We start from the raw sequence: 14721 nt of genomic DNA, 5'->3' as shown, positions 1-14721 counted from the left end.
GCCCTATTCCAGACCGTCGTCCGACACGACGAAGGGCCGGTTGTCCGCCTTGGCCTGGGCCGCGAGTTCCTCCTGAACCAGATGCCAGCGCCGCAGCCGCTCATAGTCGATGGCGTGTTCAGGCGAGGCGTCCAGCCAGTGACAGAAGTCCTCGATCTGAAGCCGGGCGTCTGCGGCGGTCGTATCGGGCAGAGCCGGCACGTTCGGCAACTGGCGCGCGACATCCGCAGGAATGGGGAAGTCGCCGGACGCGGTGCTCAGGATCATCGATCTTCTCGGCTAGGCTGCGGTCGGGAGAGATCGACCATGACGCGAAGCCGAGCCTTTCGCCACCTTTTCATCGCTGCGGCGTTGTGCAGCAGGATCACAATGGCCAAGCTGCGGGTAACGCCTCGGCCTCGGGAGAGACAGTCATGATCGTTCGCACCGCCGTCGCCGCCGCCCTGCTGGCCGCCGCCCTGACCGCGCCCGTCGCCGCCCAGACGACGACGGGGCCGGCGCCGGCGACCGCCGACCCGTATCGCGATCAGCGCGCCCTGCCCGACCCGGCCGATCCCGCCAGCCGCGACGCCCTGCTGAAGGCGCGGGGCGAGGCCTATCACCGGGCCAGCGACGCCCAGCAGACCGAAGAGGAACTGCGCACCACCCGCGCCCTCAACGACGAGATCGCCGCCCAGAACGCCCTGGCCGACAAGACCGACGCCGCCAACCGGCTGGACTACGACGCCGCCCTGGCCCGTCATCAGATCGAGGTCAGTCAGGCCGAGGAACAGGCGCGCGCCGCCGCCGAAACCGCCCGTTTGGCCCAAGAAAAATATGATCGAGACTACGCCGCTTGGCAGGAACAGGTGCGACTGTGCCGCACGGGCTTCCGCCCCGCCTGCACCGCCCGGCCGGCGTGGGTTGAACCGGCGCAGTGAACGCCGTCAGTCCGCCTTGGCCTTCGCCTCGGCGATCAGGGCGTCGTCGATTTCGCGGGCACGCACGGCGGCCGGGCGTGTCGTGATCCGCTCGGCATAGGCCTTAAACGCCGGCCGTTCGGGCAGGCTCTTGAACATCAGTCCCCAGGCGATCTGGCTGCCGACATAGACATCGGCCGCGCTGAACCGCTCGCCAAGGATCCACGGGCTGCGATCGAGCGCATGCCCCAGTCCGTCGATCACCTGATCGAACGAGCCGTAGCCGACCATGGCCGACTTCTCGGGCGGCGGCAGTTGACCCAGCGACTTTGCCGTCACCGCCGCCTCGACCGGTCCGGCGGCGAAGAACATCCAGCGATAATAAAGGCCGCGCAGCGGATCGTCCGTCGCCGGCGCCAGGCCGGCGTCAGGAAAGGCGTCGGCCAGATAGGCGCAGATGGCGGCGCATTCGGTCACGACGACGCCGCGATGAGCGATGGCCGGCACCTTGCCCATCGGATTGATCGCCAGATAGTCCGGCGACTTCATCGCCGGATAATCGACCACGACGATGCGATAGGGTTGACCTGCCTCCTCCAGCATCCAGCGGACGATGCGTCCGCGCGACATGGGGTTGGTGTAGAAGACGATCTCTTCGCTCATGGGGTGCTCTCCCTTTCGAGAGAGCCTACGCCCGAAATGGGAGATGTGTCAGCCCGCGGCCAGGCTCATGTCGCGCCGCGCCATCATGCGATCGAACGCGCCCCAGGCGCCCTCGACACCGCGCCAGCCCGGAGCAATATGATCGCGACTACGCCCCTTGGCAGGAACAGGCGCGGCTATGCCGGTCGGGCCTCCGCAAGGCCTCATCGCGCGACGGCCTGGATCCGGCCAGCGCAATAAACCGTGCCGGCTGAAACCATAGAGGGATCGGGCGGTTGTCTCTATCGAACCCCAAGCGAAAGAGACCCTTCATGGCCGATGCCACCGCCAATATCGCCGCAACCAAACGCTTCGGCGAGATCGTCAACACGGGCGCTCTGGACGCCTTTCCCGAGGTCGTGGCGGAGGCTTGCGTCGACAACGATCGCGCACCGGGTCAGGGACCGGGGCCCGAAGGCTTCAAGGCCTTCTTCACCGAGATGCGGACCGCCTTCCCGACCTGAAGGTCGAACCTCAGACCATGCTCAGCGAAGGCGATCAGGTGGCCTTCGCCTACACCCTGACCGGCACGCACAAGGGCGACTTCCAGGGCGTAGCCGCTACGGGCAAGTCCATCGAGGTTCGCGGGATGCAGATCGGCCGGTTCGAGGAGGGCAAGATGGTCGAACGTTGGGGCAGCTCCGACGAGCTGGGCATCCTCAAACAGATCGGCGCGGCCCCCGTCTGAGGCCGCGCCCCTGGTCGCGGGTTCAGCCCGCGACCAAGCTCATGTCGCGGCGCGCCATCATGCGGTCGAACTCGGTCCAGACGCCGTCGGCGCCGTGCCAGTTCCCCTGCGTCGCCGCCTTGGAATATTCGGTGGCGCGGGCCTCGAAGAAGTTGGCGTGTTCGACGCCGCTGAGTAGCGACTGCAGCCAGGGCAGCGGGTTTTCCGTCACCCCATAGACTTCCGGCAGCTTCAGCTGACGCAGGCGCCAGTCGGCGATGAAGCGGATGTACTGTTTGATGTCCTCGGGCGTCATGCCGTTCACAGAGCCCATCTCGAAGGCCAGGTCGATGAACTTGTCTTCCATGTTCACCACCGTCTTGCAGCAGTCGACGATGTCGTCCGCGACCGACTTGGTGACGGCGCCCGTCTCCTTGTTGAAGGCGTGGTACAGCTTGATGATGCCTTCGCAGTGCAGGCTCTCGTCGCGCACCGACCAAGACACGATCTGGCCCATGCCCTTCATCTTGTTCTGACGCGGGAAGTTCATCAGCATGGCGAAGGAGGCGAACAGCTGAACGCCTTCCGAGAAGCCACCGAACATGGCCAGGGTCCGGCAGATGTCGGCGTCTGAATCGACCCCGAACTGGCCCATGTAGTCGTGCTTGTCCCGCATGGCCTCATATTCCATGAAGGCGCCGAACTCGCTCTCGGGCATGCCGATGGTCTCGAGCAGCAGGGCGTAGGCCGCGATATGGATCGTCTCCATATTGCCGAAGGCGGCCAGCATCATCTTCACCTCGGTCGGTTTGAAGACCCGACCGTAGCGTTCCATGTAGTTGTCCTGAACCTCGATGTCCGCCTGGGTGAAGAAGCGGAAGATCTGGGTCAGCAGGTTGCGTTCGCCGTCGTTCAGGGTCGAGGCCCAGTCCTTGACGTCCTCGCCCAGCGGCACCTCTTCGGGCATCCAGTGGACCTGCTGCTGCTTCTTCCACATGTCGAACGCCCACGGATAGCGGAACGGCTTGTAGGCGGCCGACGGGGTCAGAAGACCGGCGCGCTCGGGAAGGATGATCGGGGTGATGGCGTTCATCGAACTGGACCTGAGGGCGATTCCAAACAGGCGTTCACCATGCGATGCGATGGTCCCGGCGCCAAGTCGAAACAGGTCTATTTTGCGATCACGATTTATCTCGACCGCTAGATGTTGTGTCCGTGCCGCACATTCTTGGGGACGCACCTGGGGACGCACCTGGGGATGACGCCGCGCCCGGCGGCTCAGGCGGCTTGGGCGTTCAGGCGAGTTGCGGCCGCGCTCAGCGTCTCGTCGATGGCGGCGTAGAGCTTGGCCTGGGTCACCGGCTTGGCCAGATGGCCGTCCATGCCGGCGGACAGGCACCGGGCGGCGTCTTCGGGCATGGCCTCGGCGGTGACGGCCAGGATCGGCGTCCGGCTGGCGGAATCGGCCAGGGCGCGGATCGCGCGGGTGGCGGCCAGACCATCCATCACCGGCATGCGCACATCCATCAGGATCAGGTCGAAAGCCTCGGCCGAGGCGGCGTTCACCGCCTCCTGCCCATCGCACGCCTCGGCGGTGTCGCAGTCGGCGGCCCGCAGCATGATGCGCAGAAGATCCCGATTGGCCGGGTGGTCGTCGACGATCAGCACCCGCATACGGCGGCTGTCCAGCGGCGCGCCGCCGTCCGTCTCTACGGGGGCCACGATGGGCGCCTCGATCTCCACGGTGAAGGTCGAACCCTGCCACTGGACGCTTTCGACGGCGATGGTCCCGTTCAGCCGCTCGGCGTGGCTCTTGGCCAAGGCCAGGCCGACGCCCGCCCCCTCGTGGGCGCGGCTGGTGGAGGCGTCCGCCTGTTCGAACAGGCGGAACACGCCCGCCAGGGTCTCGGCGTCCATGCCGCAGCCGGTATCGGAAACGGCGATGCGCAGCCGGTCGTCGCTCCGATCGACCGTGACGCCCACGCCCCCGTGCATAGTGAATTTCGAGGCGTTCAGCGTCAGATGATGCAGAATCTGACGCAGGCGCCGCATGTCGGTCAGCACCCAGCCCTCGGCCTCCGGCGCAATGTGCAGATCGAACGTCAGGCCGCGGATCTCGGCCCACTCGCGCGCCGGCGCCACGGCGTCTTGGATCAAGGCGCGCAGATCGGCGGGCTTCAGCACGACCTCGTCGCCCCCGCGCGAAATCTCCAGCAAGTCCTCGACCAGACGCAGCATGGATTCGCCGCACTGGCGCACCGCATTGACCTGGCGATGGCCCTCCGCGTCCAGGCTGGTCGAGCGCGACAACAGGTCGGCATAGCCCGTGACTCCGGTCAGGGGCGTGCGCATCTCATGGCTCATCAAGGCCAGGAAGCGCGACTTCGCCTCGTCGGCGCGCTTGGCCCGGGCCAAGGCGTCCAGCGCCGCCGCCGTGCGCGCCCTAAGACGCGCCGTCAGACGCCGACGCTCGGTCGACAATGTGGTGATGGGCAGGACCGACCCGACGACGCACAGCAGGAACAGATGAAACACATTCATCTGGCGCATCACTTCGGGCAGGGCGGCGAGAACCGGATCGGACGGCAGGCGGGTCAGCACGACCGGCCCATGCCCGCTCAGAGTGGCGGCGCCGCCGATGGCCGCGACCAGCACCACCGCGCAGGCGGTCGTGGGCGGGCACAGCCGGAAGGCCAGAAGGATCAGCGGCGGAAACACCGCGAACATCACCGGCGCCGACGACTGGGTGAAGGCCCAAAGCGTGACGCCGCCGACCAGCACCAGCAGGGCGGCCGCCTCCGTCATCGTGGCCTGGGCGTCGTCCCGGAAACGGTGATTGCGCGCCAGCAGCAGCAGGGACGGCGTGACGATCATCATCGCCAGCAGCTCCATGTCGAACAGGTGGTGCATCCGGAACGCCAGAGTTCCCGGCACCTTCCAGCTCATCAGCACAGCGAACGCGCCCGCCAGCAGGGTGCTGATCAAGACGGCCGGAACGGCGGCGAAGACGGCGAAACGGAACAGACGCCAAGGCCGGCGCATGTCCAGCGCGGCCCCGCAGACCCGGCGCGCCAACACGGCGGCGACGCAAACCTGCGTCAGGTTCAGGGCGACATTGGTGAACATCATCACGCCGGGATCGCCGCGCACGATGTTGCTGACCAGATTGACGGCGGCGCAGGCGAGCATGACTCCGATGGCCTGGCGACGATGAAGCTGAAGGACGGCGGCCAGAAGCACCGCATTGGCCGGCCACAGAACCGTGGCGCCGAAGGCATGCATGCTCCACTGGGCGACCGACAGGCATAGGGCGAACAGCGCCACATAGGCGTAGGGCGACGGTCCAGCCGCGCGGCCGGCCTCGTGACGGAAAAACCGCCAGCGCCCGCGTTCTGCGTTCACCAATTCCAGTCCCATGACGGAACAGTGACATGCAGGGGTTAAGGATCCCGTAGCGGCCGACCTAGGTAGAATTGCGGAACCGCCGTTCAGCGTCGCCGTTTACTCGCCCTTGCCAGCAAAGGGCCCCAGCCGATGTCAGACGTGATCGCCGAACCGACCTTCGAGCCGCCGGCGGACGCCCTGGCCTTCTATGAAGAGAGCCTGCGTCTGCTGAAGGAAAGCGGCATCCCCTTCCTGCTGTCGGGCACCTATGCGGTCACGGCCTACACCGGCATCCGTCGTCCGACCAAGGATCTGGACGTCTTCTGCAAGCCCGGCGACTATCCCCGCATCCTGGCCTTCTTCCAGAAGCACGGCTACCGGACCGACGTCGAGGACGAGCGCTGGATCGCCAAGGTCTGGAAGGACGAGAAACACTTCTTCGACGTCATCTTCGCCATGTCCAACGGCACCATCGCCGTGTCCGACAGCTGGTTCAGCGAGGACCGGATCACCGTCTACGGCCATCAGGTGCAGATCACTCCGCCCACGGCCCTGATCCTGTCCAAGGTCTTCATCCAGGACCGCTATCGCTATGACGGGGCCGACGTGAACCACGTCATCCTGAAACAGTCCGACGCCATCGACTGGAAGAGTCTGCTGGACCAGATGGACCTCTATTGGGAGGTGCTGGCGGCGCATCTGCTGAACTTCCGCTTCGCCTATCCGACCGAACGCGACCGGATTCCGCGCTGGCTGATGGAAGAGCTGGTTCAGCGATTGACGGCCCAGATCGATCTGCCGGCGCCGCGTGTGAAGGTCTGCCGCGGCCGCCTGTTCAGCCCGCGCGACTATGTCGCCGACGTCGCCGAATGGGGCTTTGGCGATGTCGTCGGCAAGGGGCTGGAGGAACGCCACGACCCCGTCCACCTGGGCCACTGAAAGGTAAGCCGCCATGACCGACGCCGTCCCCGATCCCCAGACGACCCAACCCGGCCTGGAGCCCGGCCCCGCCAAGACCCTGCGCGTCGCCGCCGTCGGCGACCTTCATGTCGGCGAGACCACAGAGCATCGCTATCGCGACCTGTTCGAGCGGGTGTCGGACGACGCCGATGTCCTGTGCCTGTGCGGCGACCTGACCAACTACGGCAAGACGCCCGAGGTCGAGCGGCTGCTTGAGGATCTCAAGCTTTGCAAGATTCCGATGGTCGGCGTGCTGGGCAATCACGAGCACGAGTGCGGCCAGCCCGAGATCGTCACGAAGATGCTGACCGACGCCGGGGTCAAGATGCTGACCGGCGATGCCTATGAGATCGACGGCGTCGGCTTTGCGGGCGGCAAGGGGTTCGTCGGCGGCTTCGGCCGCTACATGCTCTCCTCGTTCGGCGAGGCTTCGATCAAACGCTTCGTGCAGGAGGCGGTCGAGGACGCCAATCTGATCGAGAACTCGATCCGCATGCTGCGCACCGAACGCTCGGTCGTGCTGCTGCACTATGCGCCCGTGGTCGAGACGGTGATGGGCGAACCGCCCGAAATCCACGCCTTCCTGGGCTCGTCGCGCCTGGCCGAGACCATCGACCGCTACGACAACGTCCGTCTGGTCGTGCACGGCCACGCCCACCGCGGCGGACCGGAGGGGCGCACCACCAGGGGCACGCCCGTCTATAATGTCGCCCTGCCGGTGCTGAAGACCCTGGGCGACAAACCCTATCGGGTCTTTGAAATCTGATCGGACTGTAGGAGGGTGCGGCCGGGGCTGGGATGCAGCCTCGTTCGGGGCCGCACGGCGGCCCGTCGTGGAGTTTCCGATGCGCCTTCTGTCTTCCGCCGCGGCCGTCGCCGTCCTGGCCCTGACCACGCCTGCCTTCGCCGCCGGTCAGGCCGCCGCCCCTGCCCCTGCGCCCCAGGCCGCTCCGGCGCCCGCCCAAGAAGCGGACAGCCCCGAGGAAGCCGCCTTCGAAGCGAAGGGAGAAGCCTTCGGCGAACGTATGGAAGCCATGGCCGAAGAAATGCAGGCGGCAGCAACTCAGGCCGACAAGGCCAAGGCCAAGACTGACCTCGACGCGATCCAGGCGCGCAATCAGGCGGACGCCGACACGTTTGCAGACGAGTTCCTAGCCTTCGTGGTCAGCCAAGGCGCGCCCGCCGACCAGATGGGCGCGGCCGCTCAGCAGATCAAAGCCTACCCTGCGATGATCCGTGCCAAGATTGAGGAAGCTGTCGCCGCTGCGCCCGCCGGAGCAGCCCCCGCCCAACCGCAGTAAGCCAAGCCTTACCGCGATTTCACTTGAGACGGGGCGGCTGAGAGCGGAGTTTGCGCGGGTCATTCAACGGGAGCCGTCCCATGATCCGCCTGCTCAGCCTGACCGCCGCCCTGGCGCTCGCGCCCCTCTCCTCAGCCCTGGCGCAGACCCCCGCGCCTGCGCCCACGCCGGCTCCGGCTTCCGCTGAAGCCGCCGAAGCCCGCATGGAAGCCGCCGCCGACGCCTTCGAAGCGCGCATGGAGACCTTTGGCGAACGCGCCGAGGCGATTTCCGAAGACGAGAGCCTGAGCGAGGCCGAACGCGGCCGTCGCATCGCCGCCCTGTGGTCGGACTATGCGCCCGATGTCGCCGCCTTCACCGCCGAGACCACGAAACACGCCACCGAAATGGCCGCCCAGGCCCTGAAGGACATCGACGTCGACGCCATTGTCGCCGACGCCCTGAACGACCCCGAGGTCAAGCAGGCGATGGAAGAGGGGATGCAGAAGGGCGTCGTCACCGCCGAAGGCATCGCCCGCAACAGCGCCTGGACCAATCCGACGCCCGAGCAGATGGAGACCTACAGCCTGGTCGCTCAATACGCGCTGGACCAGGCCGCCGACGCCGTCGTCGAGGACGAAGCGGCCGCCGAGGTTCCCGAAGCGCCCGAGGCGCCGGCGCCCCCGGCCCGTCCGGCCGCCTGATTCTGTCGTTTTCTCGCCCTCAGTGAAAAGAGCAGCCGCGCGAGGGTGGAGGAGCGCTTGACCGCGCCCGACTAAGCAGCGACATCGCGCCGCATGCCCGCCCTGCCAGTCGATCCGCACCTCTATTCGACCTTCCTCGGCGTCATGGCGGTGATGGCGATCACACCCGGCCCGGCCAATCTGTTCGCCGTCGCGACCGGCGTTGAAAAGGGCCGCGCCTCGGCCCTGATCGGCGTGCTGGGCATGAACGCCGCGACGCTGGTGTGGTTCGGCGCCGCGGCCCTGGGTCTGGGCGCCCTGGTCAAGGCCTTTCCCGCCGCCTTCAAGGTCATCGCCGTCCTGGGCGCGCTCTATGTGGCCTGGCTGGGGATCAAGGCGCTGCGCGGCGCCTTCGCCACCGCCGCCGATCCCGACGAGGTCGTCGTCAAGAAAGGCCGAAGCGCCCTGATCGACGGGTTCGCCGTTCAGATCGCAAACCCCAAGGCTATCCTGTTCTTCACCGCCGTCCTGCCGCCCTTCATCGACGTGAACCGCCCGGTCGCGCCGCAGATGGCGATGTTCGCCATGGCGGCCATCGGCATGGATATGGTGTCGATGAGCACCTACGCCCTGTCCGGCGCCGCCTTGTCGCGCCGCATGCAGCAACCGCGCTTTCGCAAAGGCTTTGGCGTCTTCGTCGGCCTTTTGCTGATGGTCGCCGCGATCCTGATCGTCCTTAGGCTCTAGAGCGAAATCAGTTGAGTTGGACGCAGTCCAACTCGGCTCAGATTTCGCTCCAGCATGAATCTGGAGCCTGATTCACGGCATCAGCGGAATCGCGAAGCGATTCCTCCTCAGCCGATCAGGCTCTAGACGCCGCGACGCTTCGTCATACAGTGGTCGGGAACGCCTTCGTTCATGCTCCGTTCAGCCGTCAGAGCGCCCGAATGGGCGATCAAGGAGTTTGATGTCATGAAAACCCTCCCCCTGAAGACCCTGGCGGCGACCGTCGCCGCCGGTCTGGCCCTGGCGGCCTGCGCCACCGCCACCCCGTATCAACCCGCAGGCTTCAACGGCCAGCGTGGCGGCTATGCCGAGCAACGCCTGGAGAACAACCGTTTCCGGGTCAGCTTCTCGGGCAACTCGCTGACCTCGCGCGAACAGGTCGAGCAGTCGTTGCTGCTGCGTTCGGCCGAACTGACGGTCGAGAGCGGCTATGACTGGTTCGCCACCGTCAACCGCGCCACCGACCGCGACACCCGCTTCGTCGGCACGCCCGACCCGTTCTATTCGGGTTATAACCGTTTCTACAGCCCCTACTGGGGTCCGTCGTGGCGCTACTACCGCAGCGGCTTCTGGAGCCCGTGGGACCGTTACGGCCCGTGGGGCGTCAATGATTTCGACGTCCGCCAGGTCGACCGCTTCGAGGCCAATGCCGAGATCGTCCTGGGTCGCGGCCCCAAACCCGCCAACGACCCCAATGCCTTCGACGCCCGCGAGGTGATCCAGAACCTGGGCCCGCAGGTCACCCGCCCGGCGGCTTGATCTAGGTCTCCCGATAGCCGAAACGGCGCTCGGGAGACTGCGCCTCCAGAAGCTGGAATGCGCTGGGACTGATCCCGGTGAACAGGCGAAAATCACGTCTCAGGTGGTGATCGTCGTAGTAGCCGGCATTCAATGCCGCTTCGAGCCAGTCCTGATCCGGGCGTGCATTGCGTTGCCGGATCAGGGCGTCGAATCGCGCCACTCTCGCGAATAGCTTGGGCGACACGCCCATTCTTCGCGCAAAGTCCCGGCGAACCTGACGCGGCGCCAGCCCTTGCCGCGTCGCCAGACGATCCAGGCTCGCCCCCGGATGGCGCAGCAACACATTCGCGATCTGATCGACGGCCAACGGATCGCCTGATCGCGCGTCCCATAACCTTTCCAAATAGGACTCTGCCGCAGCGATCATGACGGCGGGATCTTCGGTGTCCTCGATCTCGCGGATCAGACTGGTGAAGCTTCGCGGAAACACCGCTTCCGCATCGATGTCGTGGTCCGTGATTTCGTCAAGTGACAGCCCGATTAGCCGATACAGCGCGCCCGGCTCGAACTCGATCTGATAGACGCTGAAGTCCCCGCCCCCCTGTCGCCAGGTCAGCGTGGTCGGCTGGCCGATCACCACCGCGCGCGCCTTGACCCTCGGCTTCGCCTCCCTCGCGGACCACAGAATTTCAGGATCGCGCATATAGAAGGCCAACGCCGCCGCAGGTCTGGGCCAATAGGGTTTGATGGGGGCCAGCGTCTCGTCCCCGCTCGTACCGAAACGCAGGCGGATGATCTGGTGGCGCCGGACGAGGCCTGACAAGGCGCGTCCCGGCGGTGCAAAGTGGAAATGAGCCGTCATGCCGCCTCCCTCCAGAAGCGGCGATCATTCCACCGGAAGGGGTGGCCCGACAATCCGCATTCCGTGTTGCGAGAACAGGTCCTGAGCGGCCTGCGGCGTCGGCGGTCCGGCCCCCATCGCGGCCTGATCCCTGAAGAAGGCCTCCATGTCGCCCGCCGGCGTGAACATGAACACCAGACGACCGGCCGCACTGAGCTGAGAAAAGGCATGCGGAACGCCGCGCGGCAAAAAGATCGTGTCGCCGGCCGTCAGGCGGTGCAGGGCGTCTCCAAGCTGGAAGAGATAGTCGCCCTCGCGGACGTAGAAGATTTCGTCCTGATCGTCATGGACATGCAGCGGCGGTCCGCCGCGAACCGCGCCCTCGTACTCGAACATGGAAAGCCGGCCTTCGGTGTCATCCGCGGACACCTTGACCGTATTGCGGCTGGCGCCGAACAGCATCGTCGGCGCCTGGGTCCGGTCTTCATCGGCGCCCGTGACGAAACCGCGATGACTTTGCGCGCGAGCATTCTGTGCGCGTACGGGCGTCGCGGCCAGCGCGAGACCGAGGTTGAAAATCAGCATAGAAGCGATGCGACGCGTGGCGATCATGGCCCTGCCTCCAAACGATGAAGGCAAAGCCTAGCGCCGCCGGATCAGGCGCGATGGTAAGAAACGGTCATCCCACGCGTGGCGACTTCAGCCGACGCTTGTTGGAGTGGGTCGCCGGCGCCGTGCCCAGATCCTCCGGCACCTCGCCCTTGAAATAATAGCGCTGCCACGCCTCCTTGGCCGCATCCGGATCGCCGCCGGCCAGACGCTGGTTGAAGTCGGTGCGGGCGCGGTTCCAGGCCTCGAACTGACCCTTCATCACCGGGTTGGATTCCAGGGTGCGGATGATCGGCTGGAACTGCTCGACCTTCTTGTGCTCAATCAGATTGATGAAGCAGAAGGGCTCGCCCTTCTCGAAGCTGATCCGCCCCGGCCGGGTGAAGATCCAGTTCATCGTGAAGGGGAAGGGCAGCCAGTCCGTCTCGATCAGGCCGACCAGGGGCTGGATGCCGTCCTTCACATGGTTGGGCGACCCCGAACACATCATCCCCCAGCCGGGCGGCGTGCGGAACAGGTATTGCGGATGCATGGTCAGCACCCCGCGCGAGAAGTGCGAGGTGACGAAATGGGCCAGATCGTGCTGGGGCCGATCCGGCGTGATGACGATGTCCTCCTGGCGCGGACCGCCGTTCCACTCGGCCGAGAAGCCGAAGGGGCACAGGATTTCCCACCCCGTCGTGTTGGCCATGTTCAACGGCAGGCACCGATAGGGATGGCGGCTGATGAAGGCGTCCATCCAGTTGCGCGACTGGCGACCGGGCACCAGGTCCGGCGGCCGGGCCGTCATTGGGTAGCATTCCAGTTCCAGCGGGCGCGTGTTGACGGTATCGACCATGACCATTTCCTAACGCCCGAAACCCGACGGCTCAACCATGACTGACGCACCCGCTTTCGACCGCGAAACCCTGAGCGTCTGGCTGAAGGCGAACGGCGTGACTTATACGACCCACGACCACCCGGCCGTCTTTCGCGTCGAGGAAGGGCTGGACCTCAAGGCCGACCTGCCCGGCGCCCACACCAAGAACCTGTTCCTGAAGGATCACAGAGGCCGGCTGTGGCTGATCTCGGCGCGTCAGGACACGATCATCGACCTGAAACGCGCGGCGGGGGCGATGGGCTCAGGCCGCCTGTCGTTCGGAAACGAAGACCTGATGTGGGAGACGCTGGGAGTCCGCCCCGGTTCGGTCACGGCGCTGGGCCTGATCAACGACATCGACCGCCGCGTCACCTTCGTGCTGGACCGTCTCCTGTGGGACGCCGACATCGTCAACTTCCACCCCCTGACCAATACGGCGACCACCGCCCTGGATCAGTCGGCGTTTCGACGGGTGCTGGCGCTGCTGGGGCGGGAGCCGATCGTGGTGGATTTCGGGGCGATGGGCGCGTGAACCCATAGGGCGAAATCAGACCTCCGCCAAGCGCGCCCTTCTCCACGACGCCCGCACGCCAAGGATCGCAACCGGCAGGGCAAAGATGTTCAGATAGCTACCGCCCATGTTGTAGTCGAACAGCCAACGGCCGCAGGTGATTTCCACCACAAGCCAGGCGAGGACAAAACAGATCGGCCAGATCGTGCGTCCATAGACGATGGCATAATAGGCCAGGATCACAAATCCTGTCAGCACCCCATGCACGACCAGACTGGACCAGTCGCCCGTAAAAAGCGCGACAAAGGCCAAGAAGCCGTGAACCATGCCCAAGGGAATAACGGCTGTGCTTCCGCCTTCTATGCCTTCCGAAAGGCTGCGTTTTGTGTCCACTGGCGCGAAGGCGGCCGCCAAGACCCTCCGATCATTGCCGAGGGCGTTCGACATTACCTCACCAAAGCGCATCCTGCGACCGGCAGTACGCTCCGCCAGCGGCAGCGGCTCTTTGAGGGGACCGTTTTGGTTGTCCAGCATTCAATCTGAATAAGACAGGCGTGCTCGCAAACAGGTTAGCGGCGATGTCGTAGCGGACGGTGCACCTCTCCTGGCGGACTTCGGGAATCTCGCGTGGGACGCGGCAGCGTTGCGTTTACGCCATCGTCGTCGCCAACCGCTTGAACCTTGCCGCACAGGCCCCATCTCGCAAAATCCACAATGAGGCAGACGAGCGGCGGGGGAAGTCAGACGAATTAGACGAATTAGACGGTGTTTTTCACGGCTGCCGTCTGAGAATCCCGGCGCGACTTTTTCCCGGCTTGATGCCGACGCATCCCGACGCCATCTGAACCGTTGAACCTGACCGATCTCTGCGCGGACTTCGCCCATGACCCTGCTCGACCCGACCCTGACCCCCGACGCCGCCGGCGACCTGATCAAGGAAGGCACGGACGCCTCCTTCATGACCGACGTGATCGAGGCGTCCAAGCATCAGCCGGTCATCGTCGATTTCTGGGCGACCTGGTGCGGGCCGTGCCGGACGCTGGGCCCGGCGCTGGAGAAGGCCGTCCGCGCCGCCAAGGGGGCGGTGAAGATGGTCAAGATCGATGTGGACGCCAACCCGGCCTATGCGGGCCAGCTGCGGGTGCAGTCGATCCCGACGGTCTACGCCTTCGTCAACGGCCAGCCGGTCGACGGCTTCCAGGGCGCCATTCCCGACAGTCAGATCAAGGCCTTCATCGACAAGCTGACCGGCGGTCAGGGCGGCTCGACCGAGACGGCGCAACTGCTGGAGCTGGGTGAGGAATCGCTGGGCCTGAACGACTTCGGCGGCGCGGCCCAGGCCTTCGCCCACGTCCTGTCGATCGAGCCCGAGAACGAGAAGGCCATTGCCGGCATGGCGCGGGTCTATCTGGCGGGCGGCGACGCCGAACAGGCGGCCCAGACCATCGCCATGGCGCCGCAGGACTCCAAGGAACCCACGGTCCAGAGCGTGCGCGCCCAGCTTGCCCTGGCCTCTAAAACCCCTTCCGGCGCCTCGGCCGAACTCGAGGCCAAGGTCGCCGCCGATCCGAACGATCATCAGGCGCGTTTCGACCTGGCCGAAGCCCAGAGCGCGGCGGGCGAATTCAGGGGCGCGGTCGACAATCTGCTGGCCATCATCCAGGCCGACCGCGAGTGGAACGATCAGGCGGCCCGCAAACAGCTGCTGGTCATCTTCGAGGCGGCGGGCCTGACATCTGACGTATCCAAGGATGGTCGTCGCCGCCTGTCGTCCATTCTGTTTTCGTAAGCGCGGAGCC

17 protein-coding genes and 1 pseudogene are annotated in these 14721 nt (G+C 65.8%); 10 read left to right on the top strand and 8 right to left on the bottom strand.

Features of this window, described 5'->3' with window-relative positions; translation table 11 throughout:
• Positions 1 to 3: 3 nt before the first annotated feature.
• Entirely contained in the window at positions 4 to 267 is a 264-nt protein-coding gene (locus Q9R14_RS13885) for a hypothetical protein (RefSeq protein WP_306002782.1), read from the bottom strand.
• A 146-nt stretch (positions 268 to 413) separates the two neighbouring features.
• On the opposite strand from Q9R14_RS13885, the gene Q9R14_RS13880 reads away from it, so the two are divergent.
• Positions 414 to 920, top strand: coding sequence for a hypothetical protein (locus Q9R14_RS13880; RefSeq protein WP_185225517.1), 507 nt, complete (start codon positions 414 to 416; stop codon positions 918 to 920).
• Positions 921 to 926: 6 nt separating this feature from the next.
• Here Q9R14_RS13880 and Q9R14_RS13875 read toward each other — a convergent pair whose 3' ends face one another.
• Positions 927 to 1562, bottom strand: a complete 636-nt coding sequence (locus Q9R14_RS13875) for a glutathione S-transferase family protein (protein WP_306002781.1) — start codon at positions 1560 to 1562, stop codon at positions 927 to 929.
• Between the two features lie 311 nt (positions 1563 to 1873).
• Here Q9R14_RS13875 and Q9R14_RS13865 point away from each other — a divergent pair.
• Positions 1874 to 2289, top strand: a pseudogene (locus tag Q9R14_RS13865) (ester cyclase).
• Between the two features lie 22 nt (positions 2290 to 2311).
• On the opposite strand, the gene Q9R14_RS13860 reads toward Q9R14_RS13865, so the two are convergent.
• Positions 2312 to 3361 (bottom strand): ribonucleotide-diphosphate reductase subunit beta, encoded by a 1050-nt coding sequence (locus Q9R14_RS13860; protein WP_112862969.1) that lies wholly within the window; start codon positions 3359 to 3361, stop codon positions 2312 to 2314.
• Between the two features lie 185 nt (positions 3362 to 3546).
• Entirely contained in the window at positions 3547 to 5670 is a 2124-nt protein-coding gene (locus Q9R14_RS13855) for a response regulator (protein WP_306002779.1), read from the bottom strand.
• Positions 5671 to 5802: 132 nt separating this feature from the next.
• Here Q9R14_RS13855 and Q9R14_RS13850 point away from each other — a divergent pair, with 132 nt between their 5' ends.
• The 6 genes from Q9R14_RS13850 (at position 5803) to Q9R14_RS13825 (ending at position 10120) form a co-directional block, all read left to right on the top strand.
• On the top strand, positions 5803 to 6591 hold the full coding sequence (locus Q9R14_RS13850; protein WP_039246573.1) for a nucleotidyltransferase family protein: 789 nt from the start codon (positions 5803 to 5805) through the stop codon (positions 6589 to 6591).
• A 13-nt stretch (positions 6592 to 6604) separates the two neighbouring features.
• Positions 6605 to 7378, top strand: coding sequence for a metallophosphoesterase (locus Q9R14_RS13845; protein ID WP_306002778.1), 774 nt, complete (start codon positions 6605 to 6607; stop codon positions 7376 to 7378).
• A 79-nt stretch (positions 7379 to 7457) separates the two neighbouring features.
• Positions 7458 to 7913: a translation initiation factor IF-2 gene (locus tag Q9R14_RS13840; RefSeq protein WP_306002777.1), complete on the top strand. Its 456-nt coding sequence runs from the start codon at positions 7458 to 7460 to the stop codon at positions 7911 to 7913.
• Positions 7914 to 7993: 80 nt separating this feature from the next.
• Complete coding sequence (locus Q9R14_RS13835; RefSeq protein WP_306002776.1) at positions 7994 to 8596, top strand: hypothetical protein; 603 nt, start codon at positions 7994 to 7996, stop codon at positions 8594 to 8596.
• A 93-nt stretch (positions 8597 to 8689) separates the two neighbouring features.
• The gene (locus tag Q9R14_RS13830; RefSeq protein ID WP_265150746.1) at positions 8690 to 9322 is read left to right on the top strand and encodes a LysE family translocator; all 633 of its coding nucleotides are present in this window, start codon (positions 8690 to 8692) and stop codon (positions 9320 to 9322) included.
• A gap of 225 nt (positions 9323 to 9547) precedes the next feature.
• Positions 9548 to 10120 carry a hypothetical protein gene (locus Q9R14_RS13825; RefSeq protein ID WP_039246594.1) on the top strand — a complete coding sequence of 191 codons (573 nt, stop codon included), beginning with the start codon at positions 9548 to 9550 and terminating at the stop codon, positions 10118 to 10120.
• A gap of 1 nt (position 10121) precedes the next feature.
• Here the strand turns inward: Q9R14_RS13825 and Q9R14_RS13820 are convergent, their stop codons facing one another.
• The 3 genes from Q9R14_RS13820 to Q9R14_RS13810 all read right to left on the bottom strand — a co-directional run bounded on the left by Q9R14_RS13820 (position 10122) and on the right by Q9R14_RS13810 (position 12390).
• Positions 10122 to 10964, bottom strand: a complete 843-nt coding sequence (locus Q9R14_RS13820; RefSeq protein ID WP_306002775.1) for a helix-turn-helix domain-containing protein — start codon at positions 10962 to 10964, stop codon at positions 10122 to 10124.
• A gap of 24 nt (positions 10965 to 10988) precedes the next feature.
• Complete coding sequence (locus Q9R14_RS13815; RefSeq protein ID WP_306002774.1) at positions 10989 to 11555, bottom strand: cupin domain-containing protein; 567 nt, start codon at positions 11553 to 11555, stop codon at positions 10989 to 10991.
• A gap of 67 nt (positions 11556 to 11622) precedes the next feature.
• Positions 11623 to 12390: a DUF6065 family protein gene (locus Q9R14_RS13810; protein WP_306002773.1), complete on the bottom strand. Its 768-nt coding sequence runs from the start codon at positions 12388 to 12390 to the stop codon at positions 11623 to 11625.
• Positions 12391 to 12427: 37 nt separating this feature from the next.
• Between Q9R14_RS13810 and Q9R14_RS13805 the strand changes: the two genes are divergently transcribed.
• The gene (locus Q9R14_RS13805; protein WP_306002772.1) at positions 12428 to 12943 is read left to right on the top strand and encodes a prolyl-tRNA synthetase associated domain-containing protein; all 516 of its coding nucleotides are present in this window, start codon (positions 12428 to 12430) and stop codon (positions 12941 to 12943) included.
• A gap of 15 nt (positions 12944 to 12958) precedes the next feature.
• Here Q9R14_RS13805 and Q9R14_RS13800 read toward each other — a convergent pair whose 3' ends face one another.
• Positions 12959 to 13456 carry a hypothetical protein gene (locus tag Q9R14_RS13800; protein ID WP_306002771.1) on the bottom strand — a complete coding sequence of 166 codons (498 nt, stop codon included), beginning with the start codon at positions 13454 to 13456 and terminating at the stop codon, positions 12959 to 12961.
• Positions 13457 to 13805: 349 nt separating this feature from the next.
• On the opposite strand from Q9R14_RS13800, the gene trxA reads away from it, so the two are divergent.
• Positions 13806 to 14711 carry a thioredoxin gene (gene trxA / locus Q9R14_RS13795; RefSeq protein WP_306002770.1) on the top strand — a complete coding sequence of 302 codons (906 nt, stop codon included), beginning with the start codon at positions 13806 to 13808 and terminating at the stop codon, positions 14709 to 14711.
• Positions 14712 to 14721 lie beyond the last annotated feature (10 nt).

Source organism: Brevundimonas sp. C43, assembly GCF_030732185.1.
In the GTDB taxonomy this organism is placed as follows: Bacteria; Pseudomonadota; Alphaproteobacteria; order Caulobacterales; family Caulobacteraceae; genus Brevundimonas; species Brevundimonas diminuta_C.
This window is presented reverse-complemented; position numbering and strand designations above follow the sequence as displayed.